General features: G+C 55.2%; 18 protein-coding genes. 12 read left to right on the forward strand and 6 right to left on the reverse strand.

Annotated features, from left to right (window positions below; translation table 11 throughout):
* The first annotated feature begins 184 nt into the window (after positions 1–184).
* From nsrR to IAI47_RS02635, 4 genes are all read left to right on the forward strand, one after another.
* Positions 185–628, forward strand: a complete 444-nt coding sequence (nsrR, locus tag IAI47_RS02620) for a nitric oxide-sensing transcriptional repressor NsrR (RefSeq protein ID WP_003855325.1) — start codon at positions 185–187, stop codon at positions 626–628.
* 16 nt (positions 629–644) lie between these two features.
* Complete coding sequence (gene rnr, locus IAI47_RS02625) at positions 645–3,134, forward strand: ribonuclease R (RefSeq protein ID WP_008925794.1); 2,490 nt, start codon at positions 645–647, stop codon at positions 3,132–3,134.
* A 68-nt stretch (positions 3,135–3,202) separates the two neighbouring features.
* Positions 3,203–3,937 (forward strand): 23S rRNA (guanosine(2251)-2'-O)-methyltransferase RlmB, encoded by a 735-nt coding sequence (rlmB, locus tag IAI47_RS02630; protein WP_003855328.1) that lies wholly within the window; start codon positions 3,203–3,205, stop codon positions 3,935–3,937.
* A 220-nt stretch (positions 3,938–4,157) separates the two neighbouring features.
* Positions 4,158–5,786, forward strand: a complete 1,629-nt coding sequence (locus tag IAI47_RS02635) for an isovaleryl-CoA dehydrogenase (protein ID WP_008925793.1) — start codon at positions 4,158–4,160, stop codon at positions 5,784–5,786.
* Here the strand turns inward: IAI47_RS02635 and bsmA are convergent.
* Positions 5,760–6,086: a biofilm peroxide resistance protein BsmA gene (gene bsmA / locus IAI47_RS02640; protein ID WP_003855330.1), complete on the reverse strand. Its 327-nt coding sequence runs from the start codon at positions 6,084–6,086 to the stop codon at positions 5,760–5,762. The two genes, IAI47_RS02635 and bsmA, sit on opposite strands and share 27 nt — an antisense overlap.
* A gap of 56 nt (positions 6,087–6,142) precedes the next feature.
* Positions 6,143–8,074 (reverse strand): methyl-accepting chemotaxis protein, encoded by a 1,932-nt coding sequence (locus IAI47_RS02645; RefSeq protein WP_008925792.1) that lies wholly within the window; start codon positions 8,072–8,074, stop codon positions 6,143–6,145.
* A 159-nt stretch (positions 8,075–8,233) separates the two neighbouring features.
* Here IAI47_RS02645 and yjfP point away from each other — a divergent pair, with 159 nt between their 5' ends.
* Positions 8,234–8,983 carry an esterase gene (gene yjfP / locus IAI47_RS02650; protein WP_008925791.1) on the forward strand — a complete coding sequence of 250 codons (750 nt, stop codon included), beginning with the start codon at positions 8,234–8,236 and terminating at the stop codon, positions 8,981–8,983.
* A gap of 49 nt (positions 8,984–9,032) precedes the next feature.
* Here yjfP and IAI47_RS02655 read toward each other — a convergent pair whose 3' ends face one another.
* Entirely contained in the window at positions 9,033–9,239 is a 207-nt protein-coding gene (locus IAI47_RS02655; RefSeq protein ID WP_003855333.1) for a hypothetical protein, read from the reverse strand.
* Positions 9,240–9,643: 404 nt separating this feature from the next.
* Here IAI47_RS02655 and rpsF point away from each other — a divergent pair, with 404 nt between their 5' ends.
* The 4 genes from rpsF to rplI are packed head-to-tail and all read left to right on the forward strand — an operon-like array spanning position 9,644 to position 11,084.
* Positions 9,644–10,039: a 30S ribosomal protein S6 gene (gene rpsF / locus IAI47_RS02660; RefSeq protein ID WP_003855334.1), complete on the forward strand. Its 396-nt coding sequence runs from the start codon at positions 9,644–9,646 to the stop codon at positions 10,037–10,039.
* 6 nt (positions 10,040–10,045) lie between these two features.
* Positions 10,046–10,363 (forward strand): primosomal replication protein N, encoded by a 318-nt coding sequence (gene priB / locus IAI47_RS02665; protein WP_010256154.1) that lies wholly within the window; start codon positions 10,046–10,048, stop codon positions 10,361–10,363.
* 4 nt (positions 10,364–10,367) lie between these two features.
* Positions 10,368–10,595, forward strand: coding sequence for a 30S ribosomal protein S18 (rpsR, locus tag IAI47_RS02670; RefSeq protein ID WP_002210155.1), 228 nt, complete (start codon positions 10,368–10,370; stop codon positions 10,593–10,595).
* A gap of 39 nt (positions 10,596–10,634) precedes the next feature.
* Positions 10,635–11,084, forward strand: coding sequence for a 50S ribosomal protein L9 (rplI, locus tag IAI47_RS02675; RefSeq protein WP_003855506.1), 450 nt, complete (start codon positions 10,635–10,637; stop codon positions 11,082–11,084).
* 82 nt (positions 11,085–11,166) lie between these two features.
* Here rplI and IAI47_RS02680 read toward each other — a convergent pair whose 3' ends face one another.
* Complete coding sequence (locus IAI47_RS02680; RefSeq protein WP_150103661.1) at positions 11,167–11,841, reverse strand: OapA family protein; 675 nt, start codon at positions 11,839–11,841, stop codon at positions 11,167–11,169.
* A 220-nt stretch (positions 11,842–12,061) separates the two neighbouring features.
* On the opposite strand from IAI47_RS02680, the gene fklB reads away from it, so the two are divergent.
* Complete coding sequence (gene fklB, locus IAI47_RS02685) at positions 12,062–12,682, forward strand: FKBP-type peptidyl-prolyl cis-trans isomerase (RefSeq protein ID WP_003855508.1); 621 nt, start codon at positions 12,062–12,064, stop codon at positions 12,680–12,682.
* Between the two features lie 44 nt (positions 12,683–12,726).
* On the opposite strand, the gene IAI47_RS02690 is transcribed toward fklB, so the two are convergent.
* Positions 12,727–14,670, reverse strand: a complete 1,944-nt coding sequence (locus IAI47_RS02690) for a bifunctional 2',3'-cyclic-nucleotide 2'-phosphodiesterase/3'-nucleotidase (RefSeq protein ID WP_008925789.1) — start codon at positions 14,668–14,670, stop codon at positions 12,727–12,729.
* A 295-nt stretch (positions 14,671–14,965) separates the two neighbouring features.
* Between IAI47_RS02690 and cysQ the strand changes: the two genes are divergently transcribed.
* On the forward strand, positions 14,966–15,709 hold the full coding sequence (cysQ, locus tag IAI47_RS02695) for a 3'(2'),5'-bisphosphate nucleotidase CysQ (protein ID WP_003855511.1): 744 nt from the start codon (positions 14,966–14,968) through the stop codon (positions 15,707–15,709).
* 56 nt (positions 15,710–15,765) lie between these two features.
* Here cysQ and IAI47_RS02700 read toward each other — a convergent pair whose 3' ends face one another.
* Positions 15,766–16,323 (reverse strand): YtfJ family protein, encoded by a 558-nt coding sequence (locus IAI47_RS02700; RefSeq protein ID WP_008925788.1) that lies wholly within the window; start codon positions 16,321–16,323, stop codon positions 15,766–15,768.
* A 314-nt stretch (positions 16,324–16,637) separates the two neighbouring features.
* Here IAI47_RS02700 and IAI47_RS02705 point away from each other — a divergent pair, with 314 nt between their 5' ends.
* Positions 16,638–16,844, forward strand: coding sequence for a DUF1107 domain-containing protein (locus IAI47_RS02705; RefSeq protein ID WP_003855513.1), 207 nt, complete (start codon positions 16,638–16,640; stop codon positions 16,842–16,844).
* Positions 16,845–16,876 lie beyond the last annotated feature (32 nt).

Consider the following 16,876-nt stretch of genomic DNA (forward strand, 5'->3'; position numbering starts at 1 on the left):
TCCACTCTCAGATGCCACTTAATCTCCCTTCGCTTGTCAAACCTTGTGCTGGCTTAAAAAAACGCACGGCTGATCAGACTCTGGTTTATCATCGTAGTTAATCGAATGGCGATCCGATTCAATCCTGACATCAATCTTAAGGCGAATAACCTAATGGCACGCCTGAAGGTTCACCGAGGTTACTGTGCAGCTCACGAGTTTTACTGATTATGGCTTACGCGCCCTGATTTATCTGGCATCGTTGCCAGAAGGTCAGCAGACCAATATTACGGAAGTGACAAACACCTATGGTTTGTCCCGCAATCATATGGTCAAAATCATCAATCAGCTGAGCCGGGCGGGCTATGTCGCCGCCACGCGTGGTAAAAACGGCGGCATTCGTTTGGGTATGCCAGCGCGCCAGATTGTCATTGGCGACGTGGTACGTAAGATGGAGCCACTACAACTGGTTGACTGCGCCTCCTGTTCCATCACGCCAGCCTGTCGTCTGAAGCAGGCATTACATGATGCAGTGCAGCGATTTTTGCAGGAGCTGGATAACTATACCCTGGCAGACCTGGTCGAAGGCAATACACCACTTTATGAGATCATCTTGTCCAGATCGCCAGTGGCAATAAATATTAAATGACATCGGAGGAACCGCTATGTCAAAAGATCCATTTCAGGATAGAGAAGCTGAAAAATACGAAAACCCTATTCCGAGCCGTGAATTTATTCTGGCTCTGCTAGAAAAACGTGAAAAACCGGCCAGCCGTGAAGAGCTGGCTGAAGAGATGAATCTGCAGGAAGAAGAGCACCTTGAGGCACTGCGTCGCCGCCTTCGCGCTATGGAGCGTGATGGTCAGCTGGTGTTCACCCGCCGTCAGTGTTATGCCCTGCCAGAACGCCTTGATCTCCTGCGCGGTAAAGTCATTGGCCATCGTGATGGCTACGGCTTCCTGCGGGCAGAAGGCCAGAAAGATGACCTTTACCTCTCCGCAGAACAGATGAAATTCTGTATGCACGGTGACGTGATCCTGGCGCAGCCGCTGGGTGCCGATCGCAAAGGCCGCCGCGAAGCGCGTGTGGTTCGCGTGCAGGAACCCCGCAACAATCAGATCGTTGGCCGTTACTTTACCGACGCTGGCGCAGGTTTTGTGGTACCGGACGACAGTCGCCTGAGTTTTGATATTCTCATCCCGCCTGAAGAGACGATGAATGCCCGTATGGGTTCCGTGGTGGTGGTTGAGCTGGTCCAGCGTCCGAACCGTCGCAGCAAGGCGATCGGTAAAATTGCAGAGATTCTGGGCGATGATATGGGCACCAGCCTGGCCGTAGATATGGCGCTGCGTACCCATGAAATTCCGCACACCTGGCCGCCAGAAGTGGAAGCGCAGATCAGTAAGCTGAAAGAAGAAGTGCCGGAAGAGGCCAAAAAAGGCCGCGTCGATCTGCGTAAACTGCCGCTGGTCACCATCGATGGTGAAGATGCCCGTGACTTTGATGATGCTGTCTACTGTGAGAAGAAGCGCGGTGGCGGATGGCGTCTGTGGGTGGCGATTGCCGACGTGAGTTACTACGTCCGTCCTGGCACGCCACTGGATGACGAAGCGCATCAGCGCGGCACCTCAGTTTACTTCCCGTCGCAGGTTGTTCCGATGCTGCCGGAAGTGCTGTCGAATGGCTTATGTTCGCTTAACCCGCAGGTCGATCGTCTCTGTATGGTGTGCGAGATGACCATTTCGACCAAGGGCAAGCTGACAGGCTTTAAGCACTACGAAGCGGTAATGAATTCTCATGCGCGTCTGACCTATAACAAAGTCTGGAACATCCTGCAGGGCGACAAAGAGCTGCGTCAGCAGTATGCACCGCTGGTCAAAGACCTCGAAGAGCTGAATAACCTCTATCATGCGCTGGAAGCTGCCCGTGAAGAGCGTGGCGGCATCTCGTTTGAAACGGAAGAGGCGAAGTTCATCTTCAACGCCGAGCGCCGTATTGAACGTGTTGAGCGTGCATCACGTAATGACGCCCACAAACTGATTGAAGAGTGCATGATCCTGGCGAACATCGCCTCGGCACGCTTCGTTGAGAAAAATCAGGAACCGGCACTGTTCCGCGATCACGATCGCCCGACCGACGAGAGCATCAAGAGCTTCCGTACCGTGCTTAATGAGCTGGGACTGACGCTGCCTGGCGGCAATAAACCGCAGCCGGTTGATTATGCAGCGCTGCTGAAGCAGGTTGCCGATCGTCCTGATGCGGAAATGCTGCAAACCATGCTGCTGCGTTCGATGAAGCAGGCCGTTTACGATCCGGAAAACCGCGGTCACTTTGGTCTGGCACTCTCGTCCTATGCGCACTTTACTTCGCCGATTCGCCGCTACCCGGATCTGACGCTGCACCGCGCTATCAAGTATCTGCTGGCGAAAGAGCAGGGTGAAGGCAAGGGACTGGTTCAACGTGCCATCAAGTACCTGATGCCTAAAGATAAAAATGCCAAAGATCTCACTACGGCAACCGGCGGCTATCACTACGACATGCCGGAGATGCTGCAGCTGGGTCTGCACTGCTCCCTGACCGAGCGCCGTGCGGATGAAGCGACCCGCGACGTCGCGGACTGGCTCAAGTGTGACTTTATGCAGGATCAGGTTGGCAATGTCTTCAACGGCGTCATCTCCAGCGTCACCGGATTTGGCTTCTTTGTCCGCTTAAGCGATTTGTTCATCGACGGTCTGGTGCACGTTTCAACGCTCGACAACGATTACTACCGTTTTGATCCGGTTGGTCAGCGTCTGATTGGTGAATCGGGCGGTCGCACCTATCGTCTGGGTGACACGGTTGAAGTGCGTGTTGAAGCGGTCCACATGGACGAGCGTAAAATCGACTTTGCTCTGATCTCCAGCCAGCGTCAGGTCCGTGGTGAAGGTAAAACCGCGCGTGATCGGGCAAAACGTGACGATAACGCCCCAACGAAACGCCGTCGCAATGCGAGCAGGAAGTCTAACTTCGAGCCGGATTCTGCGTTCCGGGGTGATAAAGGCAAGCCCGCCGCTGCGGATTCCGCGAATAAAAGTAAAAATGTCTCGGAAAAAACCCGTAAAATCGCCGCCGCCACCCGGGCGAAGCGCGCCAGAAAAAAGGCGCAGCCTGACTGATGCGCGCACCCGCCCTTTCTCCTGAGAAAGGGCGGTCATTTATTCATTTCCAAACACTGAGCAGATCGATGAGCGAAATTATTTTTGGTATCCATGCCGTGCAGGCGTTGCTGGAACGTGACCCACAACGTTTCCAGGAAGTCTTTATCCTCAAAGGCCGCGACGATCGTCGCCTGCAACCCGTGGTCGCCGCGCTGGAAGCTCAGGGGATTGTTATTCAGCTGGCCGAGCGCAAGTGGCTCGACAGCCAGGTTGAAGGCGGTGTGCATCAGGGTATCGTAGCCCGGGTGAAACCGGGCCGTCAGTATCAGGAAGGCGATCTGCCGGATCTGCTGCAGAGCCTGGACAAACCGTTCCTGCTAGTGCTGGACGGTGTCACCGATCCCCATAACCTGGGTGCCTGCCTGCGCAGCGCTGATGCTGCCGGTGTTCACGCGATCATCGTGCCAAAAGATCGTTCCGCTCCCCTGAACGCCACCGCCAAAAAAGTGGCCAGTGGCGCGGCAGAGAATGTGCCGTTGATCCGCGTGACCAACCTGGCGCGTACTCTGCGTCTGCTGCAGGAATATAACATCTGGGTCGTTGGCACCGCAGGTGAAGCGGACCATACCGTCTTCCAGAGCAAAATGACCGGCCCGATGGCGCTGGTGATGGGCGCAGAAGGGGAAGGCATGCGTCGTCTGACCCGTGAGCATTGCGATGAGCTGATCAGCATTCCGATGGCGGGCAGCGTTTCTTCGTTGAATGTCTCGGTCGCCACCGGCGTCTGCCTGTTTGAAGCGGTGCGTCAGCGCAACGCCTGATCCCCGATGTGATCCTCGCCACAAATTAGTTTCTGTACCAGGCATAACTGCACGTCATTCGTATATACCCAAAGAATTTCGGGTTGCATTGAGGCGGCAAGAGAACGAATCCCGATGAGCTTACATGAGTAAGTGATTCGGGTGAGTGAACGCAGCCAACAAACATGCAGCCTGAAAGACGACGGGTATACTTACTGAGTGACATCCGCGAGGAGCCGTTATGACCTGGACAACACACACTGTTTTTAATCAGCCTCATCCTCTGAGCAACAGCAATCTGTTTCTGTCTGATACGCCGCTTGGCGAGGCACTGTCACGCGAAGGTGCCGGATGGGATCGGGAATGGCTGGCATCGGTAGGTCGTCAACTGGGCAGCGCCGAGTCTCTGGAGCTGGGCCGACTCGCCAATGCTGAGCCGCCTGAACTGCTGCGCTACGACGCCCGTGGCGAACGCATGGATGAAGTTCGTTTCCATCCCGCCTGGCATCTGCTGATGCAGGGTGTCTGCGCCAGTCGCCTGCACAACCTGAGCTGGCAGCCCACGGTTCGTGAACAGGCCAGCGTGGCGCGCGCTGCGCGCTTTATTCTGCATGCGCAGGTTGAGGCGGGCACGCTCTGCCCGGTGACCATGACACACGCGGCCATTCCCCTGCTACAGACTTATCTGCCGGCCGCCTTTGAAGGCTGGCTCGATCCGCTGCTCAGCGATCGCTACGACACCCATGCACAGCCCGGCGACCAGAAGCGGGGTCTGCTAATCGGAATGGGTATGACGGAAAAGCAGGGCGGCAGCGATCTGCTCACCAGCACCACCCACGCTGAACCGCTGGGCGCGCGTGGCGCAGGTGAAGCCTACCGCCTGACGGGCCATAAATGGTTTTTCTCCGTGCCACAGAGTGATGCGCATCTGGTGCTGGCTCAGACGCCTGCCGGATTAAGCTGTTTCTTCCTGCCGCGGCTGTTACCCGATGGGTCACGCAATGCCATCCAGCTGGAGCGGCTAAAAGATAAGCTGGGTAATCGTTCCAATGCCAGCTGTGAAGTGGAGTTTCGCGACGCGACTGGCTGGCTGCTGGGTGAGGAGGGCGAAGGCGTGCGGCTGATCCTGAAGATGGGCGGCATGACGCGTTTCGACTGCGCCCTTGGCAGTCACGGTCAGATGCGCCGCGCTTTCTCGGTAGCCGTCTCGCATGCCCATCAGCGTCAGGTAATGGGGAAAAATCTGGTGGAGCAGCCGCTGATGCGCCAGGTTCTGGCTCAGCAGGCATTGCAGCTGGAGGGGCAAACTGCACTGCTGATGCGGCTGGCGCGCGCCTGGTCACAGCCGGCAAAACCGCATGAAGTCACCTTTGCCCGCCTGTTTACGCCCGCGGCAAAATATGAGATCTGCAAAGCGGGTGCGCCGTTCGTTGCGGAGTCGATGGAGGTGCTGGGAGGGATCGGCTATTGCGAGGCCAGTGAGCTCCCGCGCCTCTATCGTGACATGCCGGTCAATAGCATCTGGGAAGGATCGGGCAACGTGATGTGCCTTGATGTGCTGCGCGTGTTTGCCCGTCAGGCAGAGGTTACCGCGATGCTAAGTCAGGAATTTGAAGCAGTGAAGGGGAGTAACCGCCATTTTGATACGCGCTGGCGTCAGCTGCGTCTGAGGCTTAACCACGTTCCTGAAGAGCAGGCGCGTGAGGTTACCCGCACGCTGCTGCTGCTGGCAATGGGTGCACAGCTACTGAAATATGCCGAACCTCCGCTGGCGGATGCATGGTGCCAGCAGTGGCTCGACCAGCGTGGCTCGCGCCCGCTTGAGGCCGCGATTACCGATCGTTTACTGGACCGTGCCTGCGGCAGGTGATGCGCCGTACAAAATCGCACTGGCGTACCAGAAGCCCGGCATGACCGTTTCGCTCACCATCACGATCTGATAGTAAGCGGCTCCGGCCTGATTGGCCTGGGCGGCAACGGCACGCTGGGCATCATCCGGTGAGCCGTGTACGTTAACGGTAATATTGCCCAGCTTCGGCAAACCGCCACTCTGCGCCCGTGAAATCTCCTGTGCCTGTTGAGTCGGCGCAGGCGGGGCTTTTGGCGTGGTGTCAAACGCCGAACAGCCTGCCAGCAGCAGGCTGAACACCAGTAAATAAGCAGAACGCATAGCAAAACCCTTTTTCAGGACGAGACAATGAGTGTACGTCATCGCCCTGAAAGACGTCAGGATTTCAGGCTGAATACGCTGACCAGCTGGGTCAGGTGGTGCCCTTTATCACTCAGGTTCTGCGCGCTGTTTTCCGCCTGTGCCACCAGTTCGCTGTTCTGGTGCGTCGCCTGACTGATCTGGTTCATCGCAATATTAACCTGACCGATACCTGCCGCCTGCTCCTGCGCCGCCACGTTGATCTCGCCCATCAGTGCCTGCACCTGCTCGATGTGCGTCACAATGTTGGTCATTGCATCGCGCGTCTGCTCAGAGAGCTGATGGCCCTCTGCCACGTTGCTGATAGAGGTCGCAATCAGTCCGTCGATCTCTTTAGCGGCTTGCGCGGAACGCTGAGCCAGCGCGCGCACCTCGGCGGCTACCACGGCAAAACCCCGGCCCTGTTCGCCAGCACGCGCCGCTTCAACCGCAGCATTCAGCGCCAGGATATTGGTCTGGAAGGCGATCGACTCAATCACATGCGTGATATCCGCAATGCTTTGCGATGAAACCTTAATGGCTGACATGGTATTGACAGAGCGCACCACGGTTTTGCTGCCGTGACTGACGATATTGCTGGCTTCGGCCACCAGTGACATCGCCTGACGCAGGCTTTCGGCGGTGTGTTCAACCGTGGCACCAAACTGCTCCATGCTGGCAGAGGTCTGCTCGACGCTGCTGGCCTGACGCCCGATCTGCTCGCTGATGTTATGGCTGCTGGCCGCGATGGTGTCCGTGCCGTCGCTGATCTCCTGCGCCGCACCGCGCACCTGGCCGACAATTTTCTCCAGGCCATCGCCAATGCCGTTAATTGCAATGATCAGCTGGCCAACTTCGTCGCGACGAAGCGTATCCATATGGACCTGCAGGTTGCCGGCGGCATACTGCTCCGCCAGATGAATCACCTGCTGCAGCGGACGGGTAATCGCCCGACGGCTGTACCAGACAAAGCCCAGCGCAAAGACGATTACCAGAACCAGTCCGGTAATCAGGAACAGGTTACGGCTATGCGTAATGGGCGCAAGCAGGCTGTCGCGGTTAACTTCGCCGGTAATCACCCAGTTCCAGTCCGGCAATTGCTCCCAGGCCAGAATCTGCATCTCACCATTGATCTCCACCTGCTGCATACCTTTCGGCTCCGTCAGCAGCGGTTTCAGCGTTGCATCATCCCAGTCGGGGCGTTTTCCTTCGTCGTGCTGATCGAACAGATACGCTCCCTGCGTTTTACCGGGCGTGCCGTTGAGCACGAAGAAATGACCGCTATCACCCAGCTTACGCGCCAGGATTTTTTCTCGCATCAGCGCATACTGTTTATCAATACCCACACCGACGAACAGAATGGCAACGACTTTACCGCTCTCATCTTTTATCGGCTGATACTGTGTGATATAGCGATGGCCGAACAGCGTCGCCAGCCCGCGGTAGACTTCGCCCTGGTGAACACGTTTCCAGGCCGCCCCGGTGCGGTCAAGCTGCGTACCGATTGCGCGACTGCCATCCTCTTTTTTCAGCGAGGTTGAAACACGGACAAAGTCATCGCCATCGCGCACGAAAATGGTCGCCACGGCGGCGGTGCGCTCGGTGAAATCGTCTACGGCAGTTTGATCGAGATTCAGTGTTTTCAACCCGGCACGCAGCACTGGCGTCGAAAAGGCACCGACCTGCACCCGCGAGCTTTCATCCAGGCTAAAGCGCTTAGGCAGGAAGCTGGTAAACAGATCGGTATAGTGAGCCACCTCTTCGGTGAGGGTGGCATTAAACATAGTGGCCATTTCACTGATGCCCTGCACCTGGTTGTGCATGTCATCGATGGCGAGATTTTCCAGCTGGCGCGAGGCGTTGTGGCTTTGAGTCAGTGTCAGCACCAGCAACAGCAGTGCAACGCTGAGAGACGTCAGTACAGACAGCTTAACTCCGAGACTCAGTCCGCTGAGAGAGAGACGCTTCATAAATTACCTTTGATCAAGTTAAGGGAGTACACGATCAACGGCAGAGTGCGGGAAAAGTTTAGGGAGAAGTTAGACAGCTAAGCGGAGCGGGTGATTTCGCAAATCAACCCGCAGAACACAGACTTGATCGGCATGCCTTGCTGCCTCTCAGGAGAGACCATGATTGAACTCACTACAGAAACACTGGCCGGTATCGAATGCCTGCACGCCACGCCTGCCGGACAACGGCATCAGCCACTGCCAACCGTGCTGTTTTATCACGGCTTTACCTCATCAAAAGAGGTCTACGCCTATTTCGCCGTGGCGCTGGCACAGGCGGGGTTTCGGGCGGTGATGCCGGATGCGGAGCTGCACGGCGCGCGTTATCACGGTGATGCCAATGCACGCCTGGGCCGCTTCTGGGAGATTCTGAAACAGAACATTGATGAGCTGCCATTGCTGGAGGCTGCGCTGCGTAGAGACAATCTGATCGCTGACAGGCGTTTCGCAGTGGCGGGTGCGTCGATGGGTGGCATGACGGCACTGGGCGCGATGGCGCGTTATCCGCAGATCCAGAGCGTCGCCTGTATGATGGGATCGGGCTATTTTATGCAACTGAGCGAATCGCTGTTTCCACCGCTGGTGGCTGATACGCCGGAGCAGAAAGCGCAGTTTGCGGCCCGTATGGCTCCCCTGACGGACTATGATCCCTGCAACCATCTGGAGGCACTGGCTAACCGTCCGCTACTGTTGTGGCATGGCGAAGCGGATGAGGTTGTGCCCTGGGCGGAGAGTGTCCGGCTGGAGAGGGCGCTGCGTGACAATGGACTGGCGCAGCATCTGACCTCACTGTCGGAAAAACAGATCGGGCATAAGATCACGCCCTCTGCATTAACGGCGCTGGTCAGCTTTTTTAAACAGCAGCTATAAATAATGAACGGGCGGAGAAGGACTCTGCCGCCCGTAAAGTTACCAGCACTTACCAGAACGCAGACGCTTTTTCTGCTGCGCTGGCAGGCGCATTAACCGGGTTTCTTTCCGGCGTATCCAGCCGGTTAACGTAAACATAACCCGATGCCGCTTCGCTGCTGTGACTTCTCATCTGCTGCGCACAGTCAGCATGGCTGGCAAGAGCGGGTGGAGACAGGAAGAGACCCAGTAAAGTGGCGATGACGAACGTTTTCATGCCCGACTCCTCACTTCAGGGAACACACTCTGCGTGACGCCACTAAGCGAACCGTGACGTCTCTAATCAGTTTAGCGACTGAGTAAATTATCGCCAGATCATCCACCTGAACCTCTTTGTCAGCATTTTTGAACCTTCGCCGCCCAACCTGCTGTATTTACGTCATTAGCACAAAAAGCCCCGATATCTGGCACGACGCCTGCGATTTGTTTAAATGTGCGCTTGAGTTCAGGCACCTTCGCCGGTATGATTACGCGTCAATTTTTCAGCCGCATTCTCAGGCTGTGTCCCACAAACGCTCGTCACTGCGAACCTTTGTGGGACACAGCCTATAACGTTCCTTGCTTCCATGGGCCGCGGTTGACCCCGACAGGAGGCTGAATAATCCGTAAGGAGCAATTTCGATGCGTCATTACGAAATCGTATTTATGGTTCATCCTGACCAGAGCGAACAGGTTCCTGGCATGATCGAGCGTTACACTGGTGCTATCACTGGTGCTGAAGGCACGATTCACCGTCTGGAAGACTGGGGCCGCCGTCAGCTGGCTTACCCGATCAATAAACTGCACAAAGCGCATTACGTTCTGATGAACGTTGAAGCGCCGCAGGAAGCGATCGATGAGCTGGAAACGAACTTCCGCTTCAACGACGCCGTTATCCGTAGCATGGTTATGCGCGTTAAAAACGCGGTAACTGAAGCATCACCGATGGTTAAAGCGAAAGATGAGCGTCGTGATCGTCGCGAAGATTTTGCTAACGAATCCGCTGATGAGTCAGATGCTGGGGATTCTGAAGAGTAATCCATCGTGACGGTCAATCGACTTCGCCTGTCTGGCACTGTGTGCAAGACACCGGTTCGAAGAGTTAGCCCGTCAGGAATTCCTCACTGTCAGTTTGTGCTTGAGCACCGCTCAGTGCAGGAGGAGGCCGGGTTTCACCGGCAAGCCTGGTGTCGTATGCCTGTTATTATTAGCGGCAGCGCCCATCAGGTGATTACTCAACATATAACGGTCGGCACGCAACTCACACTCGACGGTTTCATTAGTTGCCATCAGGCACGAAATGGCCAGAGCAAAGTGGTGTTCCATGCCGAGCAGATTGAATTGATAGATTCTGGAGACTAGCCTAATGGCACGTTATTTCCGTCGTCGCAAGTTCTGCCGTTTCACCGCGGAAGGCGTTGTTGAGATCGATTACAAAGACATCGCAACGTTGAAAAACTACATTACCGAAAGCGGTAAAATTGTCCCGAGCCGTATCACCGGTACTCGTGCAAAATACCAGCGTCAGTTGGCTCGCTGCATCAAGCGTGCGCGTTACCTGTCTCTGCTGCCGTACACTGATCGTCATCAGTAATCGGCAACTGTCCATTAACGACTTTAAGAGGATAAGGTAATGCAAGTTATTCTGCTTGATAAAGTAGCAAACCTTGGCACCCTGGGTGATCAGGTTAACGTTAAAGCGGGCTATGCTCGTAACTTCCTGGTACCACAGGGCAAAGCTGTTCCTGCTACCAAGAAAAACGTTGAGTTCTTCGAAGCACGCCGTGCTGAACTGGAAGCCAAACTGGCTGACGTTCAGTCTGCAGCAACTGCACGCGCTGAGAAAATCAATGCACTGGGCACTGTAACCATCACGTCTAAAGCGGGCGATGAAGGTAAACTGTTCGGTTCAATCGGTACCCGCGACATCGCTGATGCAGTTACTGCAGCTGGCGTTGAAGTCGCTAAGAGCGAAGTTCGTCTGCCGAACGGCGTTCTGCGCACTACCGGTGAGCATGAAGTAAGCTTCCAGGTTCACAGCGAAGTCTTCGCTAAACTGAACGTGAAAGTTGTTGCTGGTTAATTTTATTAACTGAGCACGACATCAACGCCGGCCTTGTGCCGGCGTTTTTGTTTTTATGCCTTTCAATAAACTGCTGTTGGCCTTACTGCGCGCGAATAAAGCTGCCATCTGGCTGACGCGTAAACAGCACCGGGCCATTTGCGCCATCAACGGTCAGACCGGTTACCACACCCTGCGCATCCTGACGGATTTTCACCTGCTGACCACTTTTCAGTGAGCTGAGCGGCTGGTCACTGCCTTCCACCCGCGCCATCGCAAACACATCATTGACCGGCAGACTGTTGTCACGAAACAGCTGCGCCAGCGTCTGACCCGACGCAATGGTCATATTGCGCCATTCGCCCTGAGAATCAGCTTTTGGCGTCTGCTGAGACGCTGAGGATGAAGGCTGACGGGCACGGTTGTTATCATAAATATCCGCCTGCATCGGCACCTCTTTCTCCGCAGAAGGCGAAGACTGCTCGACCGGATAGCGCAGGGTACTGGTGGGCCAGAGAAACGCCACCAGCATCACCAGCAGTGCCGCCAGAATGCCACGACGGTGCGGCGCAGGCAGCGGATCCATCCAGCGAATATGGTCGGTAAAATGCCAGATACGCTGAAGCCATGTCGGCAGGCGGGATGACGTGTCTGAAGCCATTCGGGTTTCCTCCTCTCCGGCAGTTTGCTGTAGCCTGCGTGCGGCCAGCCAGGTCTGCAGCCGGGATACCATTTGTTTTGCACGCATCCTGCGGCGGCGTGGGGCAATCTGGCCCATGTTTGCTCTCTTATTCAGGTGCTACAGATGAGGTGATCCCCATCGATAGTTATAGTATGGGCAATACCGGCGCGAAGTGCCTGCCAGCATTGATAAATTTGACGTGGCTATTGTTTCTCTTTCATCAGCAAAAGTCATCTGCGACGCAGGGCATTTTACGCCAGCGGCCTGCGCTGCTATGCTGCCGGTTCGAATTTATCCGAGAGTGAAAGGAACGAAGATGACTACCCCTTCTTTCGACAGCGTCGAAGCACAAGCAAGTTACGGTATTGGTTTACAGGTTGGCCAGCAGTTGCTGGAATCTGGTCTGCAGGGTCTGCAACCAGAAGCACTGCTCGCGGGTCTGCGCGACGCGCTGGAAGGGAACTCGCCGGCCGTACCGGTTGATGTGGTTCATCGCGCACTGCGTGAAGTGCACGAACGCGCGGAAGGCGTGCGTCGTGAGCGTACCGAAGCTATGGCCGCAGAAGGTCAGGCATTCCTGCAGGAACATGCGCAGCGTGAAGGCGTGAGCAGCACCGAATCAGGCCTGCAGTTCAGCGTGATTACTCAGGGTGAAGGTCCAATCCCATCACGTCAGGATCGCGTACGCGTTCACTACACCGGCAAACTGATCGACGGCACCGTGTTCGACAGCTCAGTTGCCCGTGGCGAACCGGCAGAATTCCCGGTAAGCGGCGTTATCCCTGGCTGGATTGAAGCGCTGACGCTGATGCCGGTTGGCTCAAAATGGGAACTGGTGATCCCACAGAACCTGGCGTATGGCGAGCGCGGTGCGGGTGCCTCTATCCCACCATTCAGCACGCTGCTCTTCGAAGTTGAGCTGCTGGAAATCCTGTAAGATAAGACGCTGCAACCACCCCGGTTGCAGCGTTTTCTCCCGCCTTATTTCTGCTGTAAATTTACCTGCCACAGTGCAAAGCCAATCGCATCTGTTCCTTTGGGCTGAAGCGGATATTGCGCATGCTGCTTAATAAATCCGGTCGCCTTATCGCCCGGTGCCGTTTCAAACTGAATATCGAGCGGAGTGGATGAGGTAATCGGTGCCAGACGCCAGTTATTGTCCGCCTTCGGCTGAACTGCGCCATGCGCTTTGGTTTCCGCGCTGATGTAGGCTGCTACCACCGAACGGTTCTCATCTGGCGAGGCAAAGGCGATGTACTTATCTCCGGTGCCGGCAAACTTGCCGCCATATGCGCGATAGTTATTGGTCGCCACCAGGAAGATAGCCTGCGGATCGATGGGTTTACCCTGCCAGGTAAGCTGACGGATGCGTGAGGCGTCAGGATGGATCAACTGACACTCTGCGTCATAACGCGCGGGCTGGGTCACATCAATCTGATAATTGACTCCATCAATCACATCGAAGTTATAGGTGCGGAAATCCCAGTTAATCAGCGACTGCGTTTTGCTGCTGTGCGGATCGATCTGGTTAAACTGGCCTGCTGAGCATTCCAGCCACTCTTTCACCTGCGCACCCGTGACTTTCATCACGACCAGTGTATTGGGATAGAGATAGAGATCGGCCGCATTACGGAAAGTCAGGGCACCTTTCTCCACTTCGACATAGCTGGCAGGATCGTTTTTACGTCCGCCCGCTTTAAACGGCGCGGCAGCAGAGAGCACCGGCAAACGGCCCAGATCCGGATCGCCCTGAATGAAATGCTCCACATAAGCGCGCTGCGCATTATTGACGATCTGCACCGTTGGATCGTCCTGAACCAGCGACAGATAGCTGTACATTACGTCAGCCGACTTGCCGATGGGCTTCGCCACAAACTCCCGCGTGGCGCGGTGATCGTCAGCCAGCACTTTCACCAGCGCCGGATCTTCCGCCGCCAGCGATTTCTTCGCGGCATTATCGTAGATCGGTCGCGCCTCTGCTTTGCCGCTGCTCACCTGCCAGCGTCCGCCCTCATTGTTCAGCACCAGATCGACCACGCCAAGATGATCGCCCCACATGCCTGGCATCACCGCCGGAACCCCGTTCAGCGTGCCGTTAGCAATGTCTGCGCCTTTGATGCCAGCAAACTCCTTGCTGGGGAAGACGGCATGCGCATGACCAAACAGGATGGCGTTAATACCTTCCACCTGGCTGAGGTAGTAAACCGAGTTTTCTGCCATTGCGTGATACGGCTCGCTGCTCAGGCCGGAGTGAGGGATAGCAATAATCAGATCGGCACCCTGCGCGCGCATCTCAGGCACATAGCGGCGAGCTGTTTCGGTGATGTCATCCACCCGTACCTTGCCCTGCAGATTGGCTTTATCCCACACCATGATCTGCGGCGGCACAAAGCCGATATAGCCAATCTTCAGGGTCTGCGATTTGCCCTCGCGATCAACCACCGTCGTGGATTTGATGAGGTAAGGGGTAAACAGCGGTTTGCCGCTCTTCACATCAATCACGTTGGCGTTCACATAAGGGAAGCGCGCACCCGCCAGCGCTTTTTTCAGGTAGGGCAGGCCATAATTGAATTCATGGTTACCGAGGTTGCCGACAGCGTAATCCAGCGTATTAAGCGCCTTGTAGACCGGATGGATTTCACCCTCACGCAGCCCTTTAGCCGCCATGTAGTCGCCCAATGGGCTGCCCTGAATGATGTCGCCGTTATCAACCAGCAGGCTGTTCTTCACCTCCTGCCGGGCGGCGTGAATCAGCGTGGCGGTGCGCACCAGACCAAATTTCTCAGTTGCCGTATCTTTGTAGTAGTCGAAATCCATCATATTGCTGTGCAGATCGGTGGTTTCCAGTACGCGTAAATCCACCGTCGCGGCCTGGGCGGCGACGGAAACGCTCAGGGCCAGTAACATCATTCCGGGCTTAAACATGCTTGCTCCTGCTGCAAATTAAATTCAGGCTCTCAAAATAATGTAAAAGCATGACAGATAGTCATTTTAAATCGTGATGGATATAACGTTTTGATGCATCGGCCTGCGACTCATTCTTATACGATAAAGGCTCACTGGCGTCAGCATGGCGATAAGCACGTAACTATGATATTGATATATCTATAAATTGAATCGCCGCCGGACCAGTAAACAGGCTGGTCAGGCGGAACTGCTAAAATGTCACTATCTGAAGATGGGCTGATCCTGCAGCAGACAGACAAAAACGAGGTGAAAAATGTTAGAGCAAATCTGCCAACTGGCACGCGAAGCTGGCGACGCGATTATGCAGGTCTATAACGGTGCCGCGCCGCTTGACGTTTCTCACAAATCGGACGATTCGCCGGTGACCGCTGCGGATATCGCGGCGCATGAAGTCATCATGGAGGGGCTGAAACAGCTATCGCCTGACATACCGGTACTTTCAGAAGAAGATCCGCCAGCCTGGGATGTCCGTCAGCACTGGCAACGCTACTGGCTGGTTGATCCGCTGGATGGCACCAAAGAGTTCATCAAGCGTAACGGTGAATTTACCGTCAATATTGCGCTGATTGAAGCGGGCAAGCCGGTGATGGGCGTCGTCTATGCGCCAGTGCTGGGCGTAATGTATTCCGCGGCAGAGGGTAAAGCGTGGAAAGAAGAGGGCGGTCATCGTGAACAGATTCATGTCCGTGACGCACGTCCTCCGCTGGTCGTGGTCAGCCGCTCACATGGTGACGACGACGAGATGAAAGAGTACCTGAAGCAGTTAGGTGAGCATCAGACCGTTGCGACCGGCTCCTCACTGAAATTCTGTCTGGTGGCAGAAGGTAAAGCTCAGCTCTATCCCCGTTTCGGGCCAACCAATATCTGGGATACCGGCGCGGGTCATGCCGTGGCGATGGCCGCGGGTGCGCATGTACATGACTGGCAGGGCAAAACCCTGGACTATGCGCCGCGCGAATCCTTCCTGAATCCCGGCTTCCGCGTTTCGCTCTTTTAAGACGGTATTGGCATAAATGCCCGGCGAGCGATTCTCTCGCTCCCGGGTGTTCAGCATTACTCTTTCAGCAGTGAGTTGACCAGCGCGATAACTTTTGTCACTTCATCCTGCGTCAGCGAACCATCCTTCACAAACTTCACTTCGCCCTGCTTATCCAGCACCACTATGGCGGAACCACCAGGCTGTAACTGCCAGCTGTGCTGCACGTTGCCTTTGCTGTCTATGACAAACTGAGACCAGGGATATTGCTGCTTGTTGGTCTCGACGCTGCTGCGCACAAACATGCCCGTGCCCGGAATCGCGTCATCGGTATTGACGATGGTGGTGGTCTGATAGCGATCATGCGGCAGCTTCGCGGCTTTGATCGCTTCTACCAGTGCCGCGTTCATCTCTTTCGCAGATGAGCGCCCCGCAATATGCTGGATGACGCGAACTTTTCCGCTGAGCTGCGCGCTATTCCAGTTTTTGTAGCTAAACTTCTCCTGTTGCAATAACAGCTCGCCTTTGTCATTCACGCCTACAGCCGGTACCCGCATATCCAGTCTGAGGTTATGAGCCATCGCGCCTGCCGGTATCAACAGAGACAACGCCACAGCTGCCAGGGTTATACGCATTGTTATTTCCTTAGGTGATCAGACCAGTCAGTCATTTTACTGCAATAGTAAGCAGGGATGATGCGCCTGTCCTGGAAAGGTGTCAGGTTTGTTATGGCCGCCACAATTCCTTAATCAATGAAGGTTTATACTGTGTTGTGTGAGCCTGATAACAGAGTGTTCTGTAATGATGTGTCAATTCAGTAAAAAAATTCACTTTTAGGAACATCAGTCAGTTTTAGTGTTCTATAGTTATCGCGAATTCGCGCTTCATGGGCTGGAACCAAATTTGGAAACGGCGAAGCGTGCTTAAAAATGTACAGGAGTTAAACAGCATGAAGATCTTCCAGCGCTATAATCCGCTACAAATAGCGAAATATGTAAAAACGCTGTTCAAAGGAAGGTTGTATATCAAGGACGTGGGCGCGTTCGAGTTCGATAAAGGGAAAGTATTAATCCCTCGCGTCAAAGACAAACAGCACCTGAGCGTGATGTCAGAAATTAACCGCCAGGTCGTTCGTCTCAAACTTGAGTTCAACTAATAACAAGGGCGCCGATGGCGCCCTTAGTGTAT

It is taken from the genome of Pantoea sp. MT58, from assembly GCF_014495885.1.
In the GTDB taxonomy this organism is placed as follows: Bacteria; Pseudomonadota; Gammaproteobacteria; order Enterobacterales; family Enterobacteriaceae; genus Pantoea; species Pantoea eucalypti.

Bases quoted from the DNA above. Each gene is read 5' to 3' on its own strand.
- IAI47_RS02700 (WP_008925788.1), bottom strand. From the start codon at position 16,323: ATGCGTATAACCCTGGCAGCTGTGGCGTTGTCTCTGTTGATACCGGCA.
- rplI (WP_003855506.1), top strand. From the start codon at position 10,635: ATGCAAGTTATTCTGCTTGATAAAGTAGCAAACCTTGGCACCCTGGGT.
- fklB (WP_003855508.1), top strand. From the start codon at position 12,062: ATGACTACCCCTTCTTTCGACAGCGTCGAAGCACAAGCAAGTTACGGT.
- rpsR (WP_002210155.1), top strand. From the start codon at position 10,368: ATGGCACGTTATTTCCGTCGTCGCAAGTTCTGCCGTTTCACCGCGGAA.
- IAI47_RS02645 (WP_008925792.1), bottom strand. From the start codon at position 8,074: ATGAAGCGTCTCTCTCTCAGCGGACTGAGTCTCGGAGTTAAGCTGTCT.
- bsmA (WP_003855330.1), bottom strand. From the start codon at position 6,086: ATGCGTTCTGCTTATTTACTGGTGTTCAGCCTGCTGCTGGCAGGCTGT.
- IAI47_RS02635 (WP_008925793.1), top strand. From the start codon at position 4,158: ATGACCTGGACAACACACACTGTTTTTAATCAGCCTCATCCTCTGAGC.
- IAI47_RS02690 (WP_008925789.1), bottom strand. From the start codon at position 14,670: ATGTTTAAGCCCGGAATGATGTTACTGGCCCTGAGCGTTTCCGTCGCC.
- rnr (WP_008925794.1), top strand. From the start codon at position 645: ATGTCAAAAGATCCATTTCAGGATAGAGAAGCTGAAAAATACGAAAAC.
- cysQ (WP_003855511.1), top strand. From the start codon at position 14,966: ATGTTAGAGCAAATCTGCCAACTGGCACGCGAAGCTGGCGACGCGATT.
- IAI47_RS02705 (WP_003855513.1), top strand. From the start codon at position 16,638: ATGAAGATCTTCCAGCGCTATAATCCGCTACAAATAGCGAAATATGTA.
- rpsF (WP_003855334.1), top strand. From the start codon at position 9,644: ATGCGTCATTACGAAATCGTATTTATGGTTCATCCTGACCAGAGCGAA.
- yjfP (WP_008925791.1), top strand. From the start codon at position 8,234: ATGATTGAACTCACTACAGAAACACTGGCCGGTATCGAATGCCTGCAC.
- IAI47_RS02680 (WP_150103661.1), bottom strand. From the start codon at position 11,841: ATGGGCCAGATTGCCCCACGCCGCCGCAGGATGCGTGCAAAACAAATG.
- IAI47_RS02655 (WP_003855333.1), bottom strand. From the start codon at position 9,239: ATGAAAACGTTCGTCATCGCCACTTTACTGGGTCTCTTCCTGTCTCCA.
- rlmB (WP_003855328.1), top strand. From the start codon at position 3,203: ATGAGCGAAATTATTTTTGGTATCCATGCCGTGCAGGCGTTGCTGGAA.